Origin of the sequence: Ramlibacter agri (assembly GCF_012927085.1) — a bacterium.
GTDB lineage: Bacteria > Pseudomonadota > Gammaproteobacteria > Burkholderiales > Burkholderiaceae_C > Ramlibacter > Ramlibacter agri.
In genome coordinates, this window is sequence record NZ_JABBFX010000003.1 from 25,263 (window position 1) to 45,704 (window position 20,442).

General features: G+C 69.6%; 24 protein-coding genes. 18 read left to right on the top strand and 6 right to left on the bottom strand.

Features of this window, described 5'->3' with window-relative positions; all coding sequences use genetic code 11:
* Positions 1-18 precede the first annotated feature (18 nt).
* The 9 genes from HHL11_RS34190 (at position 19) to HHL11_RS24700 (ending at position 7,066) form a co-directional block, all read left to right on the top strand.
* Positions 19-438 (top strand): rhodanese-like domain-containing protein, encoded by a 420-nt coding sequence (locus HHL11_RS34190; RefSeq protein ID WP_205964639.1) that lies wholly within the window; start codon positions 19-21, stop codon positions 436-438.
* Positions 435-845 carry a YchJ family protein gene (locus HHL11_RS34195; protein ID WP_205964640.1) on the top strand — a complete coding sequence of 137 codons (411 nt, stop codon included), beginning with the start codon at positions 435-437 and terminating at the stop codon, positions 843-845. The genes HHL11_RS34190 and HHL11_RS34195 overlap by 4 nt, the downstream gene beginning before the upstream one ends.
* Positions 842-1,510: an HAD family hydrolase gene (locus HHL11_RS34200; protein ID WP_240980429.1), complete on the top strand. Its 669-nt coding sequence runs from the start codon at positions 842-844 to the stop codon at positions 1,508-1,510. Before HHL11_RS34195 ends, HHL11_RS34200 begins: the two co-directional genes overlap by 4 nt.
* 93 nt (positions 1,511-1,603) lie before the next feature.
* Entirely contained in the window at positions 1,604-2,461 is an 858-nt protein-coding gene (locus tag HHL11_RS24675; RefSeq protein ID WP_169421272.1) for an STAS domain-containing protein, read from the top strand.
* Between the two features lie 9 nt (positions 2,462-2,470).
* The gene (locus HHL11_RS24680; protein ID WP_169421273.1) at positions 2,471-2,845 is read left to right on the top strand and encodes an STAS domain-containing protein; all 375 of its coding nucleotides are present in this window, start codon (positions 2,471-2,473) and stop codon (positions 2,843-2,845) included.
* Positions 2,835-3,242, top strand: a complete 408-nt coding sequence (locus tag HHL11_RS24685) for an anti-sigma regulatory factor (RefSeq protein ID WP_169421274.1) — start codon at positions 2,835-2,837, stop codon at positions 3,240-3,242. Before HHL11_RS24680 ends, HHL11_RS24685 begins: the two co-directional genes overlap by 11 nt.
* Positions 3,233-4,249 (top strand): ATP-binding protein, encoded by a 1,017-nt coding sequence (locus HHL11_RS24690; protein WP_342593271.1) that lies wholly within the window; start codon positions 3,233-3,235, stop codon positions 4,247-4,249. The genes HHL11_RS24685 and HHL11_RS24690 overlap by 10 nt, the downstream gene beginning before the upstream one ends.
* A gap of 1 nt (position 4,250) precedes the next feature.
* Positions 4,251-5,096, top strand: a complete 846-nt coding sequence (locus tag HHL11_RS24695) for a sensor histidine kinase (protein ID WP_169421275.1) — start codon at positions 4,251-4,253, stop codon at positions 5,094-5,096.
* Complete coding sequence (locus HHL11_RS24700) at positions 5,093-7,066, top strand: hybrid sensor histidine kinase/response regulator (RefSeq protein ID WP_169421276.1); 1,974 nt, start codon at positions 5,093-5,095, stop codon at positions 7,064-7,066. The genes HHL11_RS24695 and HHL11_RS24700 overlap by 4 nt, the downstream gene beginning before the upstream one ends.
* A 17-nt stretch (positions 7,067-7,083) precedes the next feature.
* Here HHL11_RS24700 and HHL11_RS24705 read toward each other — a convergent pair whose 3' ends face one another.
* Together HHL11_RS24705 and HHL11_RS24710 are read right to left on the bottom strand one after the other, a co-directional pair.
* On the bottom strand, positions 7,084-8,412 hold the full coding sequence (locus HHL11_RS24705) for an EAL domain-containing protein (protein ID WP_205964642.1): 1,329 nt from the start codon (positions 8,410-8,412) through the stop codon (positions 7,084-7,086).
* 139 nt (positions 8,413-8,551) lie between these two features.
* On the bottom strand, positions 8,552-9,253 hold the full coding sequence (locus HHL11_RS24710) for a GntR family transcriptional regulator (protein ID WP_169421277.1): 702 nt from the start codon (positions 9,251-9,253) through the stop codon (positions 8,552-8,554).
* 87 nt (positions 9,254-9,340) lie between these two features.
* On the opposite strand from HHL11_RS24710, the gene HHL11_RS24715 reads away from it, so the two are divergent.
* The gene (locus tag HHL11_RS24715) at positions 9,341-10,315 is read left to right on the top strand and encodes a Bug family tripartite tricarboxylate transporter substrate binding protein (RefSeq protein WP_169421278.1); all 975 of its coding nucleotides are present in this window, start codon (positions 9,341-9,343) and stop codon (positions 10,313-10,315) included.
* Positions 10,316-10,328: 13 nt separating this feature from the next.
* Positions 10,329-11,600: a glucarate dehydratase family protein gene (locus tag HHL11_RS24720; RefSeq protein WP_169421279.1), complete on the top strand. Its 1,272-nt coding sequence runs from the start codon at positions 10,329-10,331 to the stop codon at positions 11,598-11,600.
* Here the strand turns inward: HHL11_RS24720 and HHL11_RS24725 are convergent.
* Positions 11,597-12,520, bottom strand: a complete 924-nt coding sequence (locus tag HHL11_RS24725; RefSeq protein WP_169421280.1) for a LysR substrate-binding domain-containing protein — start codon at positions 12,518-12,520, stop codon at positions 11,597-11,599. The two genes, HHL11_RS24720 and HHL11_RS24725, sit on opposite strands and share 4 nt — an antisense overlap.
* Positions 12,521-12,606: 86 nt before the next feature.
* Here HHL11_RS24725 and HHL11_RS24730 point away from each other — a divergent pair, with 86 nt between their 5' ends.
* The 6 genes from HHL11_RS24730 to HHL11_RS24755 are packed head-to-tail and all read left to right on the top strand — an operon-like array spanning position 12,607 to position 17,583.
* Positions 12,607-14,058: a lyase family protein gene (locus HHL11_RS24730; protein WP_169421281.1), complete on the top strand. Its 1,452-nt coding sequence runs from the start codon at positions 12,607-12,609 to the stop codon at positions 14,056-14,058.
* Between the two features lie 32 nt (positions 14,059-14,090).
* Complete coding sequence (locus HHL11_RS24735) at positions 14,091-15,050, top strand: Bug family tripartite tricarboxylate transporter substrate binding protein (RefSeq protein WP_169421282.1); 960 nt, start codon at positions 14,091-14,093, stop codon at positions 15,048-15,050.
* Positions 15,051-15,075: 25 nt separating this feature from the next.
* Positions 15,076-15,507 (top strand): FKBP-type peptidyl-prolyl cis-trans isomerase, encoded by a 432-nt coding sequence (locus HHL11_RS24740; protein ID WP_169421283.1) that lies wholly within the window; start codon positions 15,076-15,078, stop codon positions 15,505-15,507.
* A gap of 35 nt (positions 15,508-15,542) precedes the next feature.
* On the top strand, positions 15,543-16,166 hold the full coding sequence (locus tag HHL11_RS24745; RefSeq protein ID WP_169421284.1) for a glutathione S-transferase family protein: 624 nt from the start codon (positions 15,543-15,545) through the stop codon (positions 16,164-16,166).
* Positions 16,167-16,169: 3 nt separating this feature from the next.
* On the top strand, positions 16,170-16,946 hold the full coding sequence (locus HHL11_RS24750) for an SDR family NAD(P)-dependent oxidoreductase (RefSeq protein ID WP_169421285.1): 777 nt from the start codon (positions 16,170-16,172) through the stop codon (positions 16,944-16,946).
* 10 nt (positions 16,947-16,956) lie between these two features.
* Positions 16,957-17,583: a phosphatase PAP2 family protein gene (locus HHL11_RS24755; protein WP_169421286.1), complete on the top strand. Its 627-nt coding sequence runs from the start codon at positions 16,957-16,959 to the stop codon at positions 17,581-17,583.
* Positions 17,584-17,590: 7 nt separating this feature from the next.
* On the opposite strand, the gene HHL11_RS24760 is transcribed toward HHL11_RS24755, so the two are convergent.
* Genes HHL11_RS24760 through HHL11_RS24770 form a run of 3 tightly spaced genes read right to left on the bottom strand, consistent with a single transcriptional unit; the run spans position 17,591 to position 19,849 of the window.
* Positions 17,591-18,655 (bottom strand): NAD/NADP octopine/nopaline dehydrogenase family protein, encoded by a 1,065-nt coding sequence (locus tag HHL11_RS24760; RefSeq protein WP_205964643.1) that lies wholly within the window; start codon positions 18,653-18,655, stop codon positions 17,591-17,593.
* Positions 18,652-19,617, bottom strand: a complete 966-nt coding sequence (locus HHL11_RS24765) for a Bug family tripartite tricarboxylate transporter substrate binding protein (protein WP_240980430.1) — start codon at positions 19,615-19,617, stop codon at positions 18,652-18,654. Before HHL11_RS24765 ends, HHL11_RS24760 begins: the two co-directional genes overlap by 4 nt.
* A 22-nt stretch (positions 19,618-19,639) precedes the next feature.
* Positions 19,640-19,849, bottom strand: coding sequence for a DUF6356 family protein (locus tag HHL11_RS24770; protein WP_169421288.1), 210 nt, complete (start codon positions 19,847-19,849; stop codon positions 19,640-19,642).
* Positions 19,850-19,976: 127 nt separating this feature from the next.
* On the opposite strand from HHL11_RS24770, the gene HHL11_RS24775 reads away from it, so the two are divergent.
* Positions 19,977-20,438 (top strand): Lrp/AsnC family transcriptional regulator, encoded by a 462-nt coding sequence (locus HHL11_RS24775; RefSeq protein WP_169421289.1) that lies wholly within the window; start codon positions 19,977-19,979, stop codon positions 20,436-20,438.
* Positions 20,439-20,442: the final 4 nt, after the last annotated feature.

The following is a 20,442-nucleotide window of genomic DNA, read 5'->3' on the forward strand; positions in this document are numbered from 1 at the left end:
CAACCACAGGAGGAACGCATGGCGATCACCAAGGGCTACCGTGCGCTGGTCGACGAAGCGATGGCGCAGGTGAAGACCTATTCCGTAGTCGAGGTGCGGCAGCGGCTGGACGACCCCGCGCTGCAGCTGGTCGACATCCGCGATGTCCGTGAGCTGCAGGCCGAAGGCACCGTGCCGGGCAGCTACCACGCCCCACGCGGCATGCTGGAGTTCTGGGTGGACCCGGACTCGCCGTACTTCAAGAAGATCTTCGCCGACGCCGGCAAGGAGTTCGTGCTCTTCTGCGGCGCCGGCTGGCGCAGCGCGCTGGCCACGAAGACGCTGCAGGATATGGGCATGCGCAACGTCGCCCACATCGACGGCGGCTTCACCGAGTGGGCGAAGCAGGGCGGCGCGGTGGAGACGCTGGAAGAGCGCAAGGCAAGGAAGCCGGCATGACCCTCACGCATGCCGCGCCTTGCCCTTGCGGACGCCGCGACGCGCGCGGCCTGCCGCTTGCCTTCGCGCGTTGCTGCGGCCGCTACCTCGCCGATTTCCCGCACACGCCGGCGCCGGACGCCGAATCGCTCATGCGCTCGCGCTACTGCGCCTTCCTGCTGGAGGACGGGCCCTATCTGCTAGGCACCTGGCACGACTCGCGTCGGCCCGCCTCGATCGACTTCGAGCCCGGCCTCAAGTGGCTCGGGCTGGAGGTGCGGCAGCATCGCCTGCTCGACGCCGGGCACGCCGAAGTCGAATTCGTGGCACGCTCGCGCCTTTCGGGTCGCGGCCACCGGCTGCACGAGCGCAGCCGCTTCGTGCGCGAAGACGGCCGCTGGTTCTACGTGGATGGAGAAGTCTCTTGAAGGAACGCTTCGACGCCGTGCTGTTCGACTGCGACGGCGTGCTGGTGGACAGCGAAACGATCACCTGCAGCGTGCTGCGCGACATGCTGGAAGAGGCGGGCTGGAAGCTCACGCTCGCCGAGTGCATGCGCATCTTCGTCGGCAAGGCTGTGAAGGACGAACACGCGCTGATCGAAGCCCACACCGGCCAGCCGCTCGGCGAAGAGTGGTTCGTGCGCTTTCGCGAGCGCCGCAACGAAGGCCTGGCCGCGCGCGTGCAGCCCATCGCGAATGCGGTGGCGGCCGTGGCCGGCCTCAGCGAGCGCTTCCAGGGCCGGCTGGCCTGCTGCTCCGGCGCCGACCGCTTCAAGGTGGAACTGCAGTTGAAGAAGTGCGGCCTTCTGCCTTACTTCGAGGGCCGCGTCTTCAGCGGCCACGAGACGCCGCGCTCCAAGCCCTTCCCCGATGTCTACCTCGCGGCGATGGAGGTGCTGGGCGTCCAGGCAGGCCGCAGCGCGGTGGTCGAGGACACGGTGACGGGGGTGCGCGCCGGCGTCGCGGCAGGGGCCACGGTGTTCGGCTACAGCCCGCCGGAAGCGGGGCACGATGCACCGGCCGTCTTGCGCGAAGCGGGGGCGCAAGTCATATTCACGAACATGGCGCAGTTGCCGACGCTCCTCGATTGAGTTGTGTCGACCAGTGTCAGGCTTTTCCTACACCGTGTGCTCGGCCTCGCTGCTCATAATGGTTGAGTCATAGTCCACCTTCCTTCCACTCCCATGAACCAAGAAGCCGAGATCGTGCTCCGCCTCCTGACGCAGCACGAAGAGCAGATCACTTCCGAGTGGTTGGAGGAGGCAGGAGCCGCTTCCTCCCGCCTGACCGACGCCAACCGGCGCGCCATGCGCGGCGAGGCCGCGGACCTGTTGCGCACCTTGCGCGAAGGCCTCCAGGCCAGCGGCGACCCCGAGCAGTTCCAGGCCGCTGCCTGGACGCCGCTGCGCGAGGTGCTGGCGACGCTGTCACGTTCGCGCGCGGCGCAGGGCCAGTCGGCCGGCGACACCAGCGCGTTCGTGCTCGCCTTCAAGCGGCCGCTGTTCAAGGCCATCCAGCGCGAGCTGGGCGGCGACGCGGGCCGGCAGATGGCAACCGTGTGGACGATCTCCGCGCTGGTCGACAAGATGGCGCAGTGGACCGTGTCCACCTACCAGCTGACCCGTGAGGAACTCATCAAACGGCAACAGCAGGACCTGCTGGAGCTGTCCACCCCGGTGATCAAGCTGTTCGAGGGCGTGCTGGCCGTTCCCATGATCGGCACGCTGGACTCCAGCCGCACGCAGGTGGTGATGGAGACGCTGCTGGAGCGCATCGTGGCGACCGGTTCGCGGCTGGCCATCATCGACATCACCGGCGTGCCCACCGTGGACACGCTGGTGGCGCAGCACCTGCTCAAGACGGTCAGCGCCATCCGGCTGATGGGCGCCGAATGCATCATCAGCGGCATCCGGCCGCAGATCGCGCAGACCATCGTGCACCTGGGCATCGACCTGCAGGGCATCGCGACCAAGGCCAGCCTGGCCGACGCGCTGGAACTCGCCATGGAGCAGCAGGGCTTCACGGTCACGCGCACGCGCTAGGGCCCTCCCATGAATCGCATCCCGATCCTGCAGATGGGGCAGACGCTGCTGGTCACCATCCAGGTGGACATGCAGGACCAGATGGCGCTGGCGCTGCAGGACGACCTGGCCAACAAGATCGCCGACAGCGGCGCCCGCGGCGTGCTGATCGACATCTCCGCGCTGGAAATCGTGGACTCCTTCGTCGGCCGCATGCTGGGCAGCATTTCCGGCATCTCGCGCATCCTCGACGCCACCACGGTGGTGGTAGGCATGCAGCCGGCGGTGGCCATCACGCTGGTGGAGCTGGGCCTGTCGCTGGAAGGCGTGCGGACCGCGCTGAACGTCGAGCGCGGCATGGAACTGCTGGCGCAGGGCCGCAAGGAGACGCGCATTGCCCGCTGAAGACCATCGAGGCAGCGTGCCGTTGCGGGCCGAGGAGGACATCGTCGCCAGCCGGCAAAAAGTGCGTGTGCTGACCCAGCAGCTCAAATTCTCGCTGGTCGACCAGACCAAGATGATCACCGCGGCCAGCGAGCTTTCGCGCAATACCCTGGTCCACGGCGGCGGCGGTGACATGCACTGGGAACTGTTGGAAGACGGCGTGCGGCGTGGCCTGCGCCTGCAGTTCGTCGACCAGGGCCCCGGTATCCCCGACGTCCAGCTGGCCCTCACCGACGGCTGGACTTCCGGTGGCGGCATGGGCCTGGGCCTGCCGGGCAGCAAGCGCCTGGTGCACGAATTCGAGCTGCAGTCGGCACCTGGGGCCGGCACCCGCGTTAGCATCGTCCGGTGGAAGTGATCACCGGCAGTCACCATGTCGTCTTCCCCATGGACGACGCCAGCCGCGTAGGCGAGGCGCGCCGCCATGCCGCGAGGCTGGCGCATGAGAACGGCTTCGAAGAGGTGGAGGCCGGCCGGCTGGCGCTGGTCGTCACCGAGCTCGCCACCAACCTGGTGCGCCACGCACACAAGGGCCGGCTCCTGCTGGCCGCACGACCGTTGCGGGCGGAGGTGGAGGTGGTGTCCATCGACGAAGGGCCGGGCATCGCCGACGTGGAGCGTTCGCTGGGCGATGGCTATTCCACCGGTGGCACGCCCGGCACCGGCCTCGGCGCGGTGCGCCGGCTGGCCAGCGAGTTCGACCTGCATTCCAGCGTGCCCGGCGGCACGCTGGCCGTGGCGCGGATCCGCTCGCGCATGCCGGCGCAGGCCGGCGGCGACAACGCGATCTGCGTGGGCGCGATCTCGCTCGCCGCACCGGGCGAGCACGTCTGCGGCGACGCCTGGGCCTTCGCCGTGCATGGCAACAAGTCGGCCATGGCCGTGGTCGACGGTCTCGGCCATGGGCCCGACGCGGCGGAGGCCGCGGATGCGGCGATCGCCGTGTTCCAGGCGGAGCCCATGGTCGCGCCGCGCCAGTTGCTGGAGCGCATGCACGCGCGGCTGCGCAGCACGCGCGGCGCCGCGGTGGCGCTGCTGCAGGCCGACGCCACGGCGGATGTGGTCCGCCTGGCCGGCGCGGGCAATGTCGTCGGCCGCCTCGTGTCCGGGACCAGCGACCGCACATTGCTCACGCAGCATGGCACCGCCGGCGTCACCATCCGCACGCCCGACGAGACGCTGTTGCCCTGGCCGGCCCACGCGCTCCTGGTGGTCTGCAGCGACGGCATCAACACGCGCTGGCAGCCGGACATCCTGGTGCCGGTGCTGGGCCGCGATCCCACTCTTGCGGCCGCGCTGCTGGTGCGCGACCATTGCCGGGGGCGCGACGACGCGACCGTCGCCGTGCTCCGGCGGAAGGATTGAGATGGCGTCCACCGACCCACCGGACCTGACCCACGCGCTCGAGGCAAGCCGCCGCGAGGCGCACGAGTTGCGCGCCGAGCTGGAAGAAACCAACCGCGGCGTGCTGGCGCTCTACGCCGAGCTCGATGCCCAGGCCGACCAGCTGCGGCAGGCCACCGAGCTCAAGAGCCGCTTCCTGGCCTACATGAGCCATGAGTTCCGCACCCCGATCAACTCCATCCGCAGCATCGCGCGCCTGCTGATCGACCGCGTGGACGGCCCGCTCACCGAGGAACAGGCGCGGCAGGTCGAATTCATCCAGCAGAACGCCACCGAGTTCGCCGAGATGGTCGACGACCTGCTGGACCTGGCCAAGGTGGAAGCTGGCCGGGTGGAGATCTCGCCGGCCTGGTTCGAGATGGTCGACCTGTTCTCGGCGCTGCGCGGCATGTTCAAGCCGGTGCTGACCAACCCCGCGGTGAACCTGGTGTTCGAGGAGCCGCGCGACGTGCCCAAGCTCTATACGGACGACCGCAAGCTGTCGCAGATCCTGCGCAACTTCATCTCCAACGCGCTCAAGTTCACGCCCAAGGGCGAGGTGCGCGTCTCCGCGCTGCTGCAGGGCGACCGCATCACCTTTTCGGTCACCGACACCGGCATCGGCATTGCGCCCGAGTTCCACAACACCATCTTCCAGGACTTCGCGCAGGTGCGCTCGCCACTGCAGAAGCGGCTGCGCGGCACCGGCCTGGGCCTGTCGCTCAGCAAGAAGCTCGCCGAGCTGCTGGGCGGCTCGGTCGCGCTGGAGAGCGAACCCGGCAAGGGCTCGGTCTTCTCGGTGACCATCCCGGTGCAACTGCAGCCATGATGGAAGCGGACGTCATCAACACCACCATCGACCGCGGCCGGCACACGGTGCTGGTCGTCGACGACAACCCGGCGACGCGCTATTCGACGGCGCGCGTGATCCGGGCCGCCGGCTTCCAGACCGCCGAGGCCGGCACCGGCGGCGAAGCGCTCGAACTGGTGGCGCAGGGCATGTCGGCGGTGGTGCTGGACGTGCACCTGCCGGACACCGACGGCTTCGAGGTCTGCCGCGTGATCCGCAGCCGGCCCGCCACGGCTTCGCTGCCGGTGGTGCATCTCTCGGCCGAGTTCATCCGCAATGAAGACCGCGTCACCGGCCTCAATGCCGGCGCCGACGGCTACATGGTGCATCCGGTGGAACCGGCGCTGCTGGTCGCCACCTTGCAGGCGCTGATCCGGGCGCGGACCGCGGAGGACGAACTGCGCCGCAGCGAGCAGCGCTTCCGCGCCATCTACGACCAGGCGCAGAGCGGCATCGCGCTGGTGGACGGCGAGGGCCGCTTCGCCGACGTGAACCCGGCGCTGGAGCAGATGCTGGCGCGCCCGCGCGAGGCGCTGATCGGCCACGGCATCGCCGAACTGGCGCCGCCCGAGTGGCGCACGAGCGTCGAGCGCAACATCACCGCGTCGGGACGCGGCGGCGCGCCCTGGCGCGGCGAATTCCCGCTGTTGGCGGCGGACGGCCGCCCGGTGTTCCTGGAGTGGAGCATCTCGGCCCATGTGGAACCGGGCGTGCGCATCGCCATCGCCATCGACGTGTCGGACCGCCACGAGCTGGAGACGCGCCGGCGCGACGTGCTGGAGCGCGAACAGGCCGCGCGCGTGGTGGCCGAGCGCCACAGCCGCACCAAGGACGATTTCATCGCCGTGCTCTCGCACGAACTGCGCACGCCGCTGAACGCCATCGTCGGCTGGGTCCACGTGCTGAAGAAGCGCGGCGTGCTGCCCGAGGGCATGAGGGGCATCGACGCGATCGAGCGCAACGTGAAGACGCAGGCGCGCATCATCTCCGACATCCTCGACGTCTCGCGCATCAACTCCGGCAAGCTGCGCCTGGACCGCGAGCTGGCCGACCCGGCGGAGCTGGTCACCAGCTCGATCGAAGCGCTGGGCGCCAGCGTGCAGGAAAAGAAGCTGCAGGTGCAGGCCGAGGTGGATGGCGCGCACCAGCCCGCGTGGCTGGACGCGGCGCGCTTCCAGCAGATCTTCTGGAACCTGATGACCAACGCCATCAAGTTCTCGCCCGAAGGCGGCAAGGTGCTGGTGAGCCTGAAGCGCGAAGGCGAGCGCCTGCGGCTGGAGGTGCGCGACTTCGGCCAGGGCATCAAGCCGGATTTCATCCCGCACCTGTTCGACCGCTTCACGCAGAGCGACGCGCCCGGCAACCGCTCGCATGGCGGGCTGGGGCTGGGCCTGTCCATCGTCAAGCACCTGGTGGACCTGCATGGCGGCACCGTGGTGGCCGAAAGCGAAGGCCTGGGGCAGGGCACCGTCATGCGCGTGGACCTGCCGGTGGAGCCGGGGCCGGACAGCGCCTGGGGCGAGCCGGAGAACGACCCGGCCGCCGAAGGCGAGGAACAGATCGAGGCCCTGAGCGGGCTCGACGTGCTGCTGGTGGAAGACGACCGCGAGGCGGTGGAGATGATGCAGCTGGTGCTGTCCGAACGCGGCGCGCGCGTGCGGGCGGCGCACGACTACGAGAGTGCGCTGGCCGCCTTGCGCGAAGCCTGGCCTGACGTGCTGGTCAGCGACATCGGCCTGCCCGGGCGCGATGGCTACGAGCTGGCGCGCGCGGTGCGCCAACTGGAGCCGCTCGAGCGCGCCGAAGCCTTGCCGATCATCGCGCTGACCGCCTTCACGCGGCCGCAGGACCGGCAGCGGACGCTGGACGCCGGCTTCGACCTGCACCTGGGCAAGCCGCTGAAGCCGCACCTGTTGCTCGAGGCCATCGCGCGCGCCGCACGGCGCTGACGCCTTGGCGACACTGCCTATTTCCTGAGCAGCCCGGCGCCGGCAGGCACGCGCCTTGATTCTGCTGGGGCCGTACTGTTTTCTGCGGAATCCTTGTCCACAGCGGCGGTGGATATCTCGCGCTCCAGCGCCGACGAATGCCCTTGACACGCGGCCGCGTGCGCAGTGAAAACCGGCAGTGGCGCCGGTCTGCCGAGCAGGAAACCCTGCGCCTTGTCGATGCCCAGCTGGCGCAGCACCTGCAGTTCCGCCTCGGTTTCCACGCCTTCCGCCACCACCGTGCAACCGGTCTGGTCCGCGAAGCGGGCCAGCGCGCCGGCGAGCGCGCGCGCGCCGGCGTCACGGTCGATGCGCGCGATCAGGCTGCCATCGAGCTTGATCAGGTCCGGCCGCAGCCGCAGGATGTGGCGGAAGCTGGCGAAGCCGGCGCCGGCGTCGTCCACTGCGATGCGCAGGCCCTGCGCGCGCAGCGGCGCGAGCCGCGCGACGACCGTTTCGTAGTCCTCCACCGAGGCGTGCTCGGTCAGTTCCAGCACCAGGCGTGGCAGCGGCTGCGCCTGCAGCATGCGCAGGAAGCCGGGCTCCAGCAACGTGGCGGGCGACACGTTGACCGACAGGTAGGCCTTGCGCGGCACGCTGCGCAAGCCGCTGAGCGCCGCCGTCACCGCGGCGGTCTCCACCTGCGCCTGCAAGCCCACGGCCTCGGCTTCGGCGAACCACCAGTCGGGCGGCCGCTGCGGGTCGCAGTGGAAGCGGGTGAGCGCTTCGTAGCCTTCCAGCGTCTGGCTGGCGACGTCGAGGATCGGCTGGTAGACGGTGGTCAGCTGCGCCTCCTCCAGCGCGCGCTGCAGGCGCTGCAGGCGCACGCGCCGGATCCGGTTGGCGTCGGCCTGGCCTTCGAGCAGGCGCGCCACCAGCGCCGCCAGCAGGCGCACCGCGCTGGCGTCGCCCGAGCGCAGCCCGGGATGCGGCGCCGCGCGGAAGCAGCAGACGGCGCCGAACATCGTGGCGTCGTGGAAGCGGATGGGCGCCGACAGCCAGGCGCCCAGCGGCCGGCCGGCCGCGCTGGCGAGCGCGGCGGCTTCCGGCGCGGCGCGCGCATCGGGCAGCACGGGCGGCAGCAGGCCCTCGACCATGCGCATGCACAGGGCGGTGGCGTGGGGTTCGGCAAACGCGTCGGCCGAGGAGGCGCAGTCGGCCAGCAGCAGCAGGCGCTGGCCGTTGCGGAAGGCGCAGAGGAAGGCAACGTCCATCGCGAACTGCAGCCGCAAGGTCTGCAGCGCCTCGCGCAGCACGCCGGTGATGGACGCTGCGGGCAGGGCGGACGCATATTGGGCAAAAGGCACTACGCTCAGGCGGTGGTGATCCTTTTCCCATGATGGGTGCGTGCTCCGATTTCAGGAGCTCGCCGTTGCAATTGCTTGCGCGCCGGTCAGGCATCGCGCGCAGCTTTTCACGCCACGCTTGCGCGGCGGCGGAAGCGGCCTACACGACGAAGTCGGGATGCTCGGCGCGAATGCGGTCCACCTGCGCCAGCGTGCCCGACAGGTGTTCGCGCAGGCGCTCGCGCGCTTCGCCGGGCTGGCCGGCGGCGATGGCCTCGAGCACGCGCTTGTGGTCGCGCACGACGGCGCGCGCCTTGCCGGCGCTCGGCAGGTGCAGCCGCCGCAGCCGGTCGACGTGGCCGCTGCGCCGGCACACCAGGTCGTAGAGGTCGGGCACGCCGGCCGCCACGTACATCAGCCGGTGGAACTCGCGGTCGGCGGCGATGAACTGGTCGTAGTCCTCGCCACCGGCCAGCGCCTGCTGGATCTCCAGCTGCGCGCGCAGTTGCGCCAGCAGCAACTCCGTCGGCTTGCGGGCCAGCGCGTCCACCACTTCGAGCTCGATCGCGCGGCGCAGGAAGTGCGCCTGCAGCGCCGAGGCCACGTCGATGCGGCTCACGTGCGTGGCGTGCTGCGGAAAGATGTCGACCAGGCCTTCCTCGCTCAGCTTGATCAGCGCGTCGCGCACCGGCGTCTGGCTGACGCCGAACATGGTCGCGAGGTCGGCGCGGGCCAGCACGGTGCCGGGCGCCAGTTCCAGCGCGATGATCATTTCGCGCAGGCGCTCGAACACCTGCGGCGCGGCCTGGCGCGTGCGGTCCAGGCGCTTGGGGCGGTGGGCGGGAGCGAGGGCGGCGGCCATGGCGCGATTCTAAGGCGGGCGCGCCGGCATTGACGCACTAATATATTTGTGTTTCACTCCAGGTCCCGCACCGAGGAGACAAGAACCATGGATCGCCGCCAAGCCCTGTCCTGCATCGCCGCCGCCGTCGCGGCGCCGGCCGCCTTCGCCGAAACCGCCTGGCCCGCCGCCAAGCCGATCACCTACGTCGTGCCCTTCACGCCCGGCGGCAGCACCGACGTCGTCGGCCGCGTGATCGCCGAGAAACTGGGCGCCGCGCTGCACCAGTCGGTGGTGATCGACAACAAGCCGGGTACCGGCGGCGGCATCGGCGCCAGCTTCGTCGCCAAGGCGCCGGCCGACGGCTACACGTTGCTGGGCGGCACGATCAGCACGCACGCAATCAACGCCAGCCTGTACAAGAACCTGCCCTATGACCCGGTGAAGGACTTCGAGCCGGTGTCGCTGGTGGCCTTCCTGCCCAACGTGCTGCTGGTGGACCCGAACGCAGGCGTCAACAACGTGCAGGAACTGATCGCGCTGCTGAAGAAGGACCCGAAGCGCCGCAACTTCGCGTCCTCCGGCGCCGGCACCTCCACCCACCTCGCGGGAGAAATGTTCGCCGACCTGATCGGCGTGCCGCTCACGCACATCGCCTACAAGGGCACGCCGCCGGCGATGGTCGACGTCTCGGCCGGCCAGGTCACCTTCATGTTCGACCAGATGACCGCTGCCCTGCCGCTGCTGCAGGCGGGCAAGCTGAAGCTGCTGGCGGTGACCACCGCCAAGCGCATCGCGCTGTCGCCGAACACGCCGACGATGATCGAAGCCGGCGTGCCGGGCTTCGAGATGTCGTCCTGGCAGGCCGTCTACGCGCCCAAGGGCACGCCGAAGCCTGTCGTGCAACGCCTGTCGCAGGAGATCGCCAAGGCGCTGAAGCTGCCCGACGTCCAGGAGAAGCTGGGCAAGCAGATGGGCATGGAGATCGTGGCTGGCAGCCCCGAGGACCTGGCCGCCCTCATGCAGAAGGAAATCCCGCGCTGGGCCGCGCTCGTGAAGAAATCGGGCGCCAGCGCCAACTGAGCAGCAGAGAAGAATGAACCGCGACGTCCGCATCACCCAGGTCCGCATCACGCCCGTTGCCTTTCGCGACGGGCCGCTGCTCAACGCCGCGGGCATCCACGAGCCCTGGGCGCTGCGCGCGATCCTGGAACTCGAAACCTCCGACGGGCGGGTCGGCATCAACGAGACCTACGGCGATGCGCCGATGCTCGCGGTTCTGGAGCAGGCCAAGGCGCACGTGCTGGGGCTCTCGCCCTTCGAACTGAATCGGATGGAGGAGCGCCTGCGCGGCTCGATCCGCCGCGAGGATGCGCCGGCGTACACGCTCGCGCCGGGATCCGACCCGTCGCGCAATACGGCCAAGGCGATCAGTGCCTTCGAGGTGGCGATGCTGGACCTGCAAGGCCAGATGGTCAACGCCCCCGTCGTCGACCTGCTCGGAGGCGCCGTGCGCTCCAGCGTCGCCTACAGCGCCTACCTGTTCTTCAAGTACGCGGAGCACCACGGCAAGCCCTACGAGCCCGATGCCTGGGGCGAGGGCATCAGCCCGGAGCAGATCGTCGCGCAGGCGAAGCGGATGATCGGCCTGTACGGCTTCCAGAGCATCAAGCTCAAGGGGGGCGTGTTCGAGCCGGCGCACGAGGTCGCCTGCATGCAGGCACTGCACGAGGCCTTCCCCGGCCTGCCGCTGCGCCTGGATCCCAATGCCAACTGGTCGCTCGCCAGCAGCATCGCGGCTGCGCCGGCGCTTGACCAGGTGCTGGAGTACTACGAAGACCCGTGCCCCGGCCTCGACGGCATGGCCGAATTGAAGAAGCACACCAGGCTGCCCCTGGCCACCAACATGGTCGTGACCTCGATGGCGGAGTTCCGTGCCAACGTGCAGAAGCAGGCGGTGGACGTGGTGCTGTCCGACCACCACTACTGGGGCGGCCTGCGCGCCACCCAGCAGCTCGCGCGCATGTGCGAGCTGTGGGGCCTGGGCCTGTCGATGCACTCCAACTCGCACCTGGGCATCAGCCTGATGGCGATGACGCACGTGGCGGCCGCGGTGCCGAACCTGAGCTACGCGTGCGACACGCATTACCCGTGGCAGGACGAGGACATCGTGGTCGGCGGCCGGATCGCGTTCAGCGAAGGCGCGGTGCGCGTGCCGGCCAAGCCGGGCCTGGGCGTCGAGATCGATCGCAACGCGATGGCGAAGCTGCACGACCAGTACCTGCACTGCGGCATCCGCAAGCGGGACGACCTCGCGCAGATGCGCAAGTACGACCCGTCGTTCAGCGGGAAGACGCCGCGCTTCTAGTCCAGTCTTGCCTCGATCGCTCTGCGCGACCACTTCGGCGCCACCATGTGGATGAAGTCGAAGGCAAACGGCTTCAGCAGGTGGTCCTTGCGCAGGCTGATCATGGCGCTGGAGGCCGGGAACAGGTGCTCGATGGGGATCGCGCGCAGGTCCTTGTCGAGCGCCGCGTCGAAGGCCATCTTCTGCAGGATGGCCACGCCCATGCCCGCGGCGACGTAGGCCTTGATGATGCTGGCGTCCATCGCCCGCATCACCACGTTGGGGGTCACGCCGTGCCGCTCGAATTCGCGCTGCACCACCGAGCCCGAGGTGTAGCTGTTGTCGTAGGTGATGAGCGGCCAGCGCGCCAGTTCCTCGATCGTCAGGTGCTGCACTTTCAGCAGCGGATGCCGCGGCGGCACGACGAGGCAGCGGCCGATGTCGTAGGCCTTGACCGAGACCACGCCTTTGGGCACCGGGTCCGGCAAGGTGCATAGCGTGATGTCGATGGTGCCGGCCACCACGCCGCCCAGCATCTGCGCCGGCGAGCCCACCGTGAATTCGAGCTTCACCTTCGGCCACGCGGCCATGAAGCGCTTCGTCACGCCGATCAGGGAGTAGCGCGCGTGCACGTGGGTCGTGCCCACGCGCAGCGTGCCTTCGTCCTGGCCCGGGACGGCTTCCTTCAGGCGTTGCAGCGCGCGGGCGTCCTGCAACACGCGCTCGCACAGGGCCAGTGCTTCCCGGCCGGCATCGGTCAGCGCCGTCAGGCGGTTGCCGGAGCGAACGAAGATCTCGACGCCGATCTCCTTCTCCAGGCCCCGGATCATCTTGCTGACCCCGGGCTGGGTGGTGTGCAGCGCCTCCGCCGCGCGCGACACGCTGAAGCCGTTGGCCACCACCTGGCGCACGCACCGCAATTGCTGGAAGGTCAAGGGCATCGCATCCTCACTATTCCTTCCTGGCAATGATAGGGGAGGAAAAATTCATTTCACAGAATGAAGGCCGGCGCGAAGAATGCGCTTCGATGAAGAACCCTCCCGAGTCCGCCGAGCCGCACGACGTCAATGCCAGCTTCCGCGGCGGCGGCCAGTCGGTCGGCTGCCTCGACCAGATCAACAAGGCCTCGCTCGTGGCCCTGGCCGAAGCCCGCATCCTCGAACCCGGACTGGCCCGTCGCATCGCGGCGGGTATCCTGGCCCTGGTCGAGGAAGACCGCGGGCGGCCGCCGCGCTGGTCTGCTGACTACCTGGACTACGAGCCGCGGCTGGTCGCGCTGGCGGGCGCCGAGGCTTCCTGCCTGCACAGCGGCCGCAGCCGGCAGGACATCTCCGCGACCATCGCGCGCATGAACCTGCGCGCCGTGTTGCTGGACACGTCGGCGGCGCTGAACGAGGCGCGGCAGGCCATCCTCGCGCTGGCGCAGCTGCACCAGCAGACCATCGTGCCGGCCTATACGCACGGCGTGCAGGCGCAGCCGACGACCCTGGGCCACTACCTGCTGGCGCTGGATGCGGCACTGGCGCGCACGGGCGAGCGGATGCGCGCTGCCTATGCCCACGTGAACCAGGGGCCGCTGGGTGCGGCCGCGCTCAGCACCTCCAGCTTCGCGCTGGATCGCCATCGGCTGGCCGGGCTGCTCGGGTTCGACGGCCTGGTGGTGAACGCGTATGACGCCAACCACCTGGCGCCGGTCGACACGGCGCTCGAAGTGGCGGGTGCGCTGGCCATTGCCGCCGTCCAGGTGGGCCAGTTCGCCCAGGACCTGCACGCGCAGTACGCCGATGCGGCGCCCTGGATCACGCTGCAGCGCGGCGAGCTGGTCGGGGTCAGCAGCATCATGCCGCAGAAGCGCAACCCGGCCGCCCTGGAACAGCTGCGCGTCCAGGGCAGCCTGCTGCTGGGCGAGATGCAGTCGGTCGCGCTGTTGTCGCACAACGTGCGCACCGGCATGTTCGACTACCGCGCCTACGACCCGGTGCCCGGCACCCGCGCCGTGGCCTTGCTGGAGCTGCTGCGCAAGGTGGCGGCCTCGCTGGTCGTCGACCGCGAGCGCGCCTTGGCCGAAGTGCATGCGGACTATTCGACGGCCACCGAGCTGGCCGACGTGCTGCTGCAGCGCGCCGGCGTGCCCTTCCGCACCGGCCACCGCTTCGCATCGGCGCTGACCGATTTCGGCCGCGCCCAGGGCCTGGGCCTGCGCGACATCCCTTACCGCGAGGCCGCCCGCATCTACGAGGCCATGGCTTCGCAGCCGCTGCCGCTGGACGCACACGCGTTCGCCGAAGCCATCAGCCCCGAAGCCATGGTCTTCGGCCGCAAGGGCGCCGGCGGCCCGCAACTGGCCGAAGTCGAACGCATGCTGGCCGCGCAACGGCGAGCCCTGGCCGATGCCGGCAGCTGGGTGCAGGCCCGCCGCGACGCCCTGGCGCAGGCCGCGGCGCGGCTCGATGCCGCGGTGGCCACACTGGCTTCCTGAATCCCTCCATCACTTTCCTCACGAGGCAAATCATGAAAAGGCTCCTCGCCCTGCTGGCGACCCTCACGCTTTCGCTGGCCGCCGCGGCTGGTGGCTACCCCGACAAGCCGGTGCGCATCGTCGTTCCCTATTCGCCGGGCGGCGGCGGCGACGTCGTCGGTCGCCCGCTGGCGGTGGAACTGGGCAAGCAGCTCAAGGGCTCCTTCATCATCGACAACCGTGGCGGCGCCGGCGGCAACATCGGCATGGAATACGTCGCCCAGCAGCCGGCCGACGGCTACGCGCTGGTGCTGGCGCTGACTTCGCAGCTGGCCATCAACCAGGCGCTGTACCCGTCGCTGCGCTACGACGCGCTGAAGGACTTCGAGCCGGTCACGCTGCTCGGTTCCGCGCCTTACTTCCTCGCGGTCAACAGCTCGCTGCCGGTCAAGAACCTGGCGGAGTTCATCAAGCTGGCCAAGGAGAAGCCGGGCCAGATGTCCTATGCGTCCACCGGCAACGGCAGCGGACTGCACCTGTCGATGGAACTGCTCAAGTCCATGGCCGGCATCAACCTCGTGCACGTGCCTTACAAGGGCGGCGGCGCGGCGCTGACCGACCTGCTGTCTGGCAACGTGCAAGCCATGTTCGTCAGCTACGGCACCGGCGCCGCCCAGATCAAGGCCGGCAAGATCCGCGTGCTGGCGGTTTCCTCCAGCCATCGTTCGACGGCGCTGCCCGACGTGCCCACGATCGCCGAAGCCGGCGTGCCGGGCTACGACTCGGGCACCTGGTACGCGCTGCTGGCGCCCAAGGGCACGCCGCCGGACGTCATCAAGCGCCTGCATGACGCCTCGGTCACCGCGCTGCGCTCGAAAGAGCTGGGCGAGCGCTTCGCCGCCGACGGCGTCAAGCCGATCGGGTCGACGCCGGAGGAGCTCACCCGCTACATCAACAGCGAGCGCGTCAAGTGGACAGAAGTGGTGAAGCGCTCCGGCGCCACCGTGGAATAGCGTCCTTGGAGGAATAATGGGGGCCATGCAAACCCTGCGCATCCCCCTCATCCTTTCCTCCCTGCTGCTGGCCGCCGGCTGCGCAGTCGCGGCGGACCCGTCCACCGCCACCGGCAGCGCCAAGGTCACCACGGCCAGCGGCCTGGTGTTCGAATCGCTGGTCGCCGGCAGCGGCGCCTCGCCCAAGGCCACGGATACCGTGCGCGTCAACTACCGCGGCACCTTCCCGGACGGCCGTGAGTTCGACAGCTCGTACAAGCGCGGCCAGCCGGCCGAGTTCCCGCTCAACCGCGTCATCCCCTGCTGGACCGAGGCCGTGCAGATGATGAAGCCGGGCGGCAAGGCGAAGATCACCTGCCCGTCCTCCATCGCCTACGGCGAGCGCGGCGCCGGCAACGGCCTGATCCCGCCGAACGCGACGCTGAACTTCGAGATCGAGCTGCTCGCGGTCAAGTAGCGCCACAATAGGCGGGCCACCACAGGAGTCCGTCCATGCTCAAGCTCTACTACGCACCCGGCACCTGCGCGCTTGCCTCCCACATCGCCCTGGAATACGCTGGCGCGCCCTACGAGGCCGTCCGCCTGGACTTCAAGGCGCAGCAGCAACGCTCGCCCGAGTACCTGAAGATCAACCCCAAGGGCCGCGTGCCGGCCCTGGTCACCGACCGCGGCGCGCTGACCGAGACGCCGGCGCTGCTGCTGTACATCGCCCAGGCCTGGCCGGCCGCGCAGCTGGCGCCGCTGGACGACCCCTTCGCGCTGGCGAAGATGAACGAGTTCAACAGCTATCTCTGTTCCACGGTGCATCCGTACCACGCGCATGGCGCGCGCGGCTCGCGCTGGTCCGACGACGCGGCGGCCATCGAAAGCATGAAGAAGAAGGTGCCCCAGACCATGGGCGAGAGCTTCACGCTGATCGAGGAGCAGTTCTTCAAGGGCCCGTGGGTGCTGGGCGAGCGCATGAGCACCTGCGACCTGTACCTGTACACCATTGCGCGCTGGCTGAAGGGCGACGGCGTCGACCCGGCGCGTTTCCCGCGCGTGGCCGACATGGCGGCGCGCCTGGAGCAGCAGCCCCAGGTGCAGAAGGTCCTGGCGGCGCAACAGGCGGGCTGAGCCATGTACGCGCCCTTCGACCTCAGCGGCCGCGGCGTCGTGGTGACCGGCGGCAACGGCGGCATCGGCCTGGGCATGGCGCGGGCCTTGCTCGCCGCCGGCGCCGAGGTGGCGATCTGGGGCTCCAACCCCGAGAAGACCGAACGTGCCCGCGCCGAACTGGCCGAAGGCTGCGGCGACGCCACGCGCGTCTATGCCTTCGCCTGCGACGTCGGCGACGAAGCCCAGGTGGAGCGCGCCTTCGCTGCGTCGGCTAAGGCGCTGGGCACCGTGCATGCCTGCTTCGCCAATGCAGGCGTCTCCAGCCCCGGCGTCCCGCTGCTGGAGATGGACCTGGCCGAATTCCGTCGGGTGCAGCGCATCAACGTCGAAGGCGTGTTCCTCACCTTCCGTGCCGCGGCGCGCCACATGGCGCAGCACGGGCAGGGCGGCTCGCTGGTGGCGACCGCCAGCACGGCGGCGGTGGAAGGCGCGGCGCGCAACAGCCACTACGGCGCCTCCAAGGGCGCGGTGACGGCCTACGTGCGCGCGCTGGCGGTGGAACTGGCGCGTTATCGCATCCGCGCCAATTCCATCCTGCCCGGCTGGATCGAGACCGACATGACGGAGCGCAGCTTCGGCAACAGCAAGTTCGCCGAGGCGGTGCTGCCGCGCGTGCCGGCACGGCGCTGGGGCGCCATCGACGACTTCGGCGGCATCGCGGTGTACCTGGCCAGTGACGCCTCGGGCTACACGACCGGCGAACAGTTCCTCATCGACGGCGGCTACACCAAGTTCTGAAGCCGTCCTGATGTCGTTGTCGTGGCCGCGGCCGAGGGCCGCGCTCATCTCTGTTTGCCTCGCGCTGCTGCTGTTCGCGCTGTTCGCGTGGCAGCTGCTGGCGCAAGGGCCCATGGCGCGGGTGGACCAGGCCGTGACCCTGTGGCTGGCGGCGCACCGGCAGCCCGGGCTCACGACAGCGATGGCGCTGGTGAGCGACCTGCACCAGACCTGGGTGCTGTTGCTGGCCTCGGCGCTGCTGGCCGGCTGGTTTGCCTGGCGCCTGCATCCGCGGTGGGGCTACACGCTGCTCGTGGTGCCCAGCGGCATGCTGTTGAACGACGGCGTGAAGAACGTCTTCCGCCGCGCCCGGCCGGTGCTGGAGCAGCCGCTGGTGCACTACGACAGCTACAGCTTCCCGAGCGGCCATGCGGCGGGAGCGACGGTGTTCTGGGGCGCGGTGTTGCTGGTGGTGTTCGCGCATGCGAGGCACCGCGGCATACGCGCCGCCGCCGCGGTGATCACGCCGGCGTTGGTCGCACTGGTGTGCTTCAGCCGGGTGTACCTGGGCGCGCACTACCTGAGCGACGTGCTGGCGGCGGTAGGCCTGTCGACCGCGTGGCTGGTCGCTTTCGCGACCGCCATGCACCGCCGCTAGCCGCGGCTTACGCCGAAACGCGCTTCTGCAAGCCCGCGAGCGTCTCGCCGCGCAAGCCCAGCGCGGCTATCAGGTCGTTCTCCGCGGCCAGATCGCGGTCCAGCACCATGCTCGCCATCTGCACCAGCGTGCGCGTGGCCGGCGTCGGCACGCCCGCCATGGCGCCCAGCACTTCGCAGAAGGCCAGGCCGTAAGGCATGTCCTCGGCGAGGAAGCGCGTGTTGATGTCGGTCGGGCCGGGCGGGCCGCCCCGCTTGGCGTGCAGTTCGGCGGCGATCTCGGCCAGCGTCGGCGTCGTCGTGCCGAAGGACTTGGCGAAATGCTCTTCGATCGTGCGCACCTGCAGGCCGAAGGCACTCGCCAGTGCCAGCCGCTCGGCGTCGAGCTTGAGGATGACGCCGGCAACCGTCGGCGTCATGTAGTGGTACTGCGGCCAGTTCTCGGCGCGCTCGATGCGCGTCCAGTTGAACAGCGCCAGCGGGCCATGCGCCACCGGGTTGATGTTGGTCAGCGTCGCCGCCAGGCAGTTGGCCTGCGGCACGAACAGCTCGCCGAACAAGGTGCGGCACAAGGCCAGCGCCTGCTCTGAGCGCGCGGCGGGCAGCGTGGCCACGCCCAGCTCGCTGCGGCGGGTCATGATGCGCACCTGCGCCGGGCCGCTGCGGCGCGCCGTCAGCACCGTGGTGCCGAAGCCGGCCACCGTGATGTCGGCGCCGCGCTGCCTGGCCTGTTCGTAGAGGTACAGCGCCGACAGCGAAGCCATCGAGCTCACGATCACCGTCTGGCCGCTGCGCAGGTGCGGCAGCAGCTGGTCCATCACGTTCTTGTGGCCGTTCACCGGCACCGCGATCAGCAGCACCTCGGCGTCGCGCGCCAGGTCCGCCGCATCCGCGGCCACGCCCACGCGCACGCTCGCCTGCAGCACGCCTTCGGCTTGCAGCGGCGCGTCGCGCAGCGCTGCCGCGCCCTGGCCGCCCGGCGACCACACCTTCACTTCATGGCCCGCATGGGCCAGCCAGGCGGCGCTGGCGTAACCGATGCCGCCTGTTCCTGCGATCCCGATCTTCATCATTCGCCCTTGATGTTCCCCTGGCGAATCACCTTGCCCCAGCGGGCGTAGTCTTCGGAGACCACCTTGTCCATCTCCTTGCTGCCGCCGCAGGTGACGAGCGCGCCCAGGCCCTTGAAGCGCTCCTGCGTCTCGGGCAGGTTGCACACCGCCTGGATCTCGGCGGACAGCTTCTCGACGACCGCCGCGGGCGTCTTCGCCGGCGCCATCAGGCCCACCCACACGGGCACTTCCAGGCCCTTGAAGCCGCTGGCCTCGTTCATGGTGGGCACGCCCGGCAGGTTGGACAGGTGCTGCGTGGTGAAGGACGCCAGCACGCGCGCCTTCTTGTCCTGCGCCATTGGGTCGATGGACGCGGAGCTGGTCACGATCATGGAGACCTGGCCGCCCATCAGGTCGGTGATGGCGGGCGCGGCGCCGCGATAGGGCACGTGCAGGAACTTCACGCCCGCGGTCTGCGCGAGCAGCTCGCCCGTCAGGTGCGAGATGGTGCCGTTGCCGGTGGAGGCGTAGCTCACCTGGCCCGGGCGCGCCTTGGCGTCCTTCAGCACGTCGGCCACGCTTTGGTAGGGGCTCTGCGCGCGCACCGCCAGGGTCATGGGCGTGTCGGCCACGATGGCCACCGACACGAAGTCCTTGCGCGCGTCGTAGGGCAGCTTGGCATTGAGGTGGGGCGCGATCGAGATGGCGCCGCCGGTGGCCAGCAGCAGCGTGTTGCCGTCCGGCGCGGCCTTGGCCACGGCATCGGCCGCGATCTCGCCGCCGGCGCCCGCCTTGTTGTCGATCACCACCGGCACGCCCAGGCGGGCCTGCAGCTTGGTGCCCAGGTAGCGGCCAATGACGTCCTGCGCGCCGCCGGCCGCGAAGGGCACGACGATGTGCAGCGGCTGGCCGGAGGAGGCAGGCGCCTGGGCGAAGGATGCCGCGCTGGCGAGCAGCGTGGCGGACAGGAGCAGCTTGTTCATCATCCCGTATTTGTACCGTAATTCAGCGGACGCGCCGGCGGTTGGCGACCATGCGGTCGTGCAGGCGCGTGATGATGCGGCTGCCCGTGGACGTCAGCAGGAAGGGAAAGACGCTGTGCACGAAGGCGGCGCCGGCGCCGGCCAGCATTGCGCCGGCAAAGGACAGCGAGGCGCCCATGTGCTCCCAGTAGCTCTCGCCCACGCTGCGGGGGTGTTCGGTGAAGGCTTTCATGGCTGGAAAGTCTAGGTGCGAGGGCGGGCAATTCGATTGCCTTTTGCGGCCCGGCTCGCAGGGGCGTGGAGCATTCTGTTCTACGATCCGGCGGATTCCTGGAATCAAATTGCCCCAAGCGCCAAAAATGGACAAATTCGACCGCGCCATCCTCGACGCCCTGCAGGCCGACGCCAGCCTGCCCATCGCCGAACTCGCCGAGCGCATCGGCCTCACCGCCACGCCTTGCTGGCGCCGCGTGCAGCGGCTGGAGGCGCAGGGCATCATCCGCAAGCGGGTGGCGCTGCTCGATGCGCGCAAGCTCAATCTGGGCGTGACGGTGTTCGTGTCGGTGCGCACCAGCCACCACAGCGCGGACTGGCTCAAGTCCTTCCACAAGCTGGTGTCCTCCGTGCCGGAGGTGGTGGAGTTCTACCGGATGGCGGGCCAGACCGACTACCTGCTGAAGGTGGTCGTGCCCGACATCGCCGCCTACGACCGCGTCTACAAGCGGCTGATCCAGGGCACCGACCTGGCCGACGTGAGTTCCAGCTTCGCCATGGAGGAGATCAAGTGCACCTCGCGGCTGCCGCTGGACTACGCGGACTGAGCCG

Bases quoted from the DNA above. Each gene is read 5' to 3' on its own strand.
- HHL11_RS34190 (WP_205964639.1), top strand. From the start codon at position 19: ATGGCGATCACCAAGGGCTACCGTGCGCTGGTCGACGAAGCGATGGCG.
- HHL11_RS34195 (WP_205964640.1), top strand. From the start codon at position 435: ATGACCCTCACGCATGCCGCGCCTTGCCCTTGCGGACGCCGCGACGCG.
- HHL11_RS24675 (WP_169421272.1), top strand. From the start codon at position 1,604: ATGAACCAAGAAGCCGAGATCGTGCTCCGCCTCCTGACGCAGCACGAA.
- HHL11_RS24680 (WP_169421273.1), top strand. From the start codon at position 2,471: ATGAATCGCATCCCGATCCTGCAGATGGGGCAGACGCTGCTGGTCACC.
- HHL11_RS24695 (WP_169421275.1), top strand. From the start codon at position 4,251: ATGGCGTCCACCGACCCACCGGACCTGACCCACGCGCTCGAGGCAAGC.
- HHL11_RS24700 (WP_169421276.1), top strand. From the start codon at position 5,093: ATGATGGAAGCGGACGTCATCAACACCACCATCGACCGCGGCCGGCAC.
- HHL11_RS24710 (WP_169421277.1), bottom strand. From the start codon at position 9,253: ATGGCCGCCGCCCTCGCTCCCGCCCACCGCCCCAAGCGCCTGGACCGC.
- HHL11_RS24715 (WP_169421278.1), top strand. From the start codon at position 9,341: ATGGATCGCCGCCAAGCCCTGTCCTGCATCGCCGCCGCCGTCGCGGCG.
- HHL11_RS24720 (WP_169421279.1), top strand. From the start codon at position 10,329: ATGAACCGCGACGTCCGCATCACCCAGGTCCGCATCACGCCCGTTGCC.
- HHL11_RS24725 (WP_169421280.1), bottom strand. From the start codon at position 12,520: ATGCCCTTGACCTTCCAGCAATTGCGGTGCGTGCGCCAGGTGGTGGCC.
- HHL11_RS24730 (WP_169421281.1), top strand. From the start codon at position 12,607: ATGAAGAACCCTCCCGAGTCCGCCGAGCCGCACGACGTCAATGCCAGC.
- HHL11_RS24735 (WP_169421282.1), top strand. From the start codon at position 14,091: ATGAAAAGGCTCCTCGCCCTGCTGGCGACCCTCACGCTTTCGCTGGCC.
- HHL11_RS24740 (WP_169421283.1), top strand. From the start codon at position 15,076: ATGCAAACCCTGCGCATCCCCCTCATCCTTTCCTCCCTGCTGCTGGCC.
- HHL11_RS24745 (WP_169421284.1), top strand. From the start codon at position 15,543: ATGCTCAAGCTCTACTACGCACCCGGCACCTGCGCGCTTGCCTCCCAC.
- HHL11_RS24750 (WP_169421285.1), top strand. From the start codon at position 16,170: ATGTACGCGCCCTTCGACCTCAGCGGCCGCGGCGTCGTGGTGACCGGC.
- HHL11_RS24755 (WP_169421286.1), top strand. From the start codon at position 16,957: ATGTCGTTGTCGTGGCCGCGGCCGAGGGCCGCGCTCATCTCTGTTTGC.
- HHL11_RS24760 (WP_205964643.1), bottom strand. From the start codon at position 18,655: ATGATGAAGATCGGGATCGCAGGAACAGGCGGCATCGGTTACGCCAGC.
- HHL11_RS24765 (WP_240980430.1), bottom strand. From the start codon at position 19,617: ATGAACAAGCTGCTCCTGTCCGCCACGCTGCTCGCCAGCGCGGCATCC.
- HHL11_RS24770 (WP_169421288.1), bottom strand. From the start codon at position 19,849: ATGAAAGCCTTCACCGAACACCCCCGCAGCGTGGGCGAGAGCTACTGG.
- HHL11_RS24775 (WP_169421289.1), top strand. From the start codon at position 19,977: ATGGACAAATTCGACCGCGCCATCCTCGACGCCCTGCAGGCCGACGCC.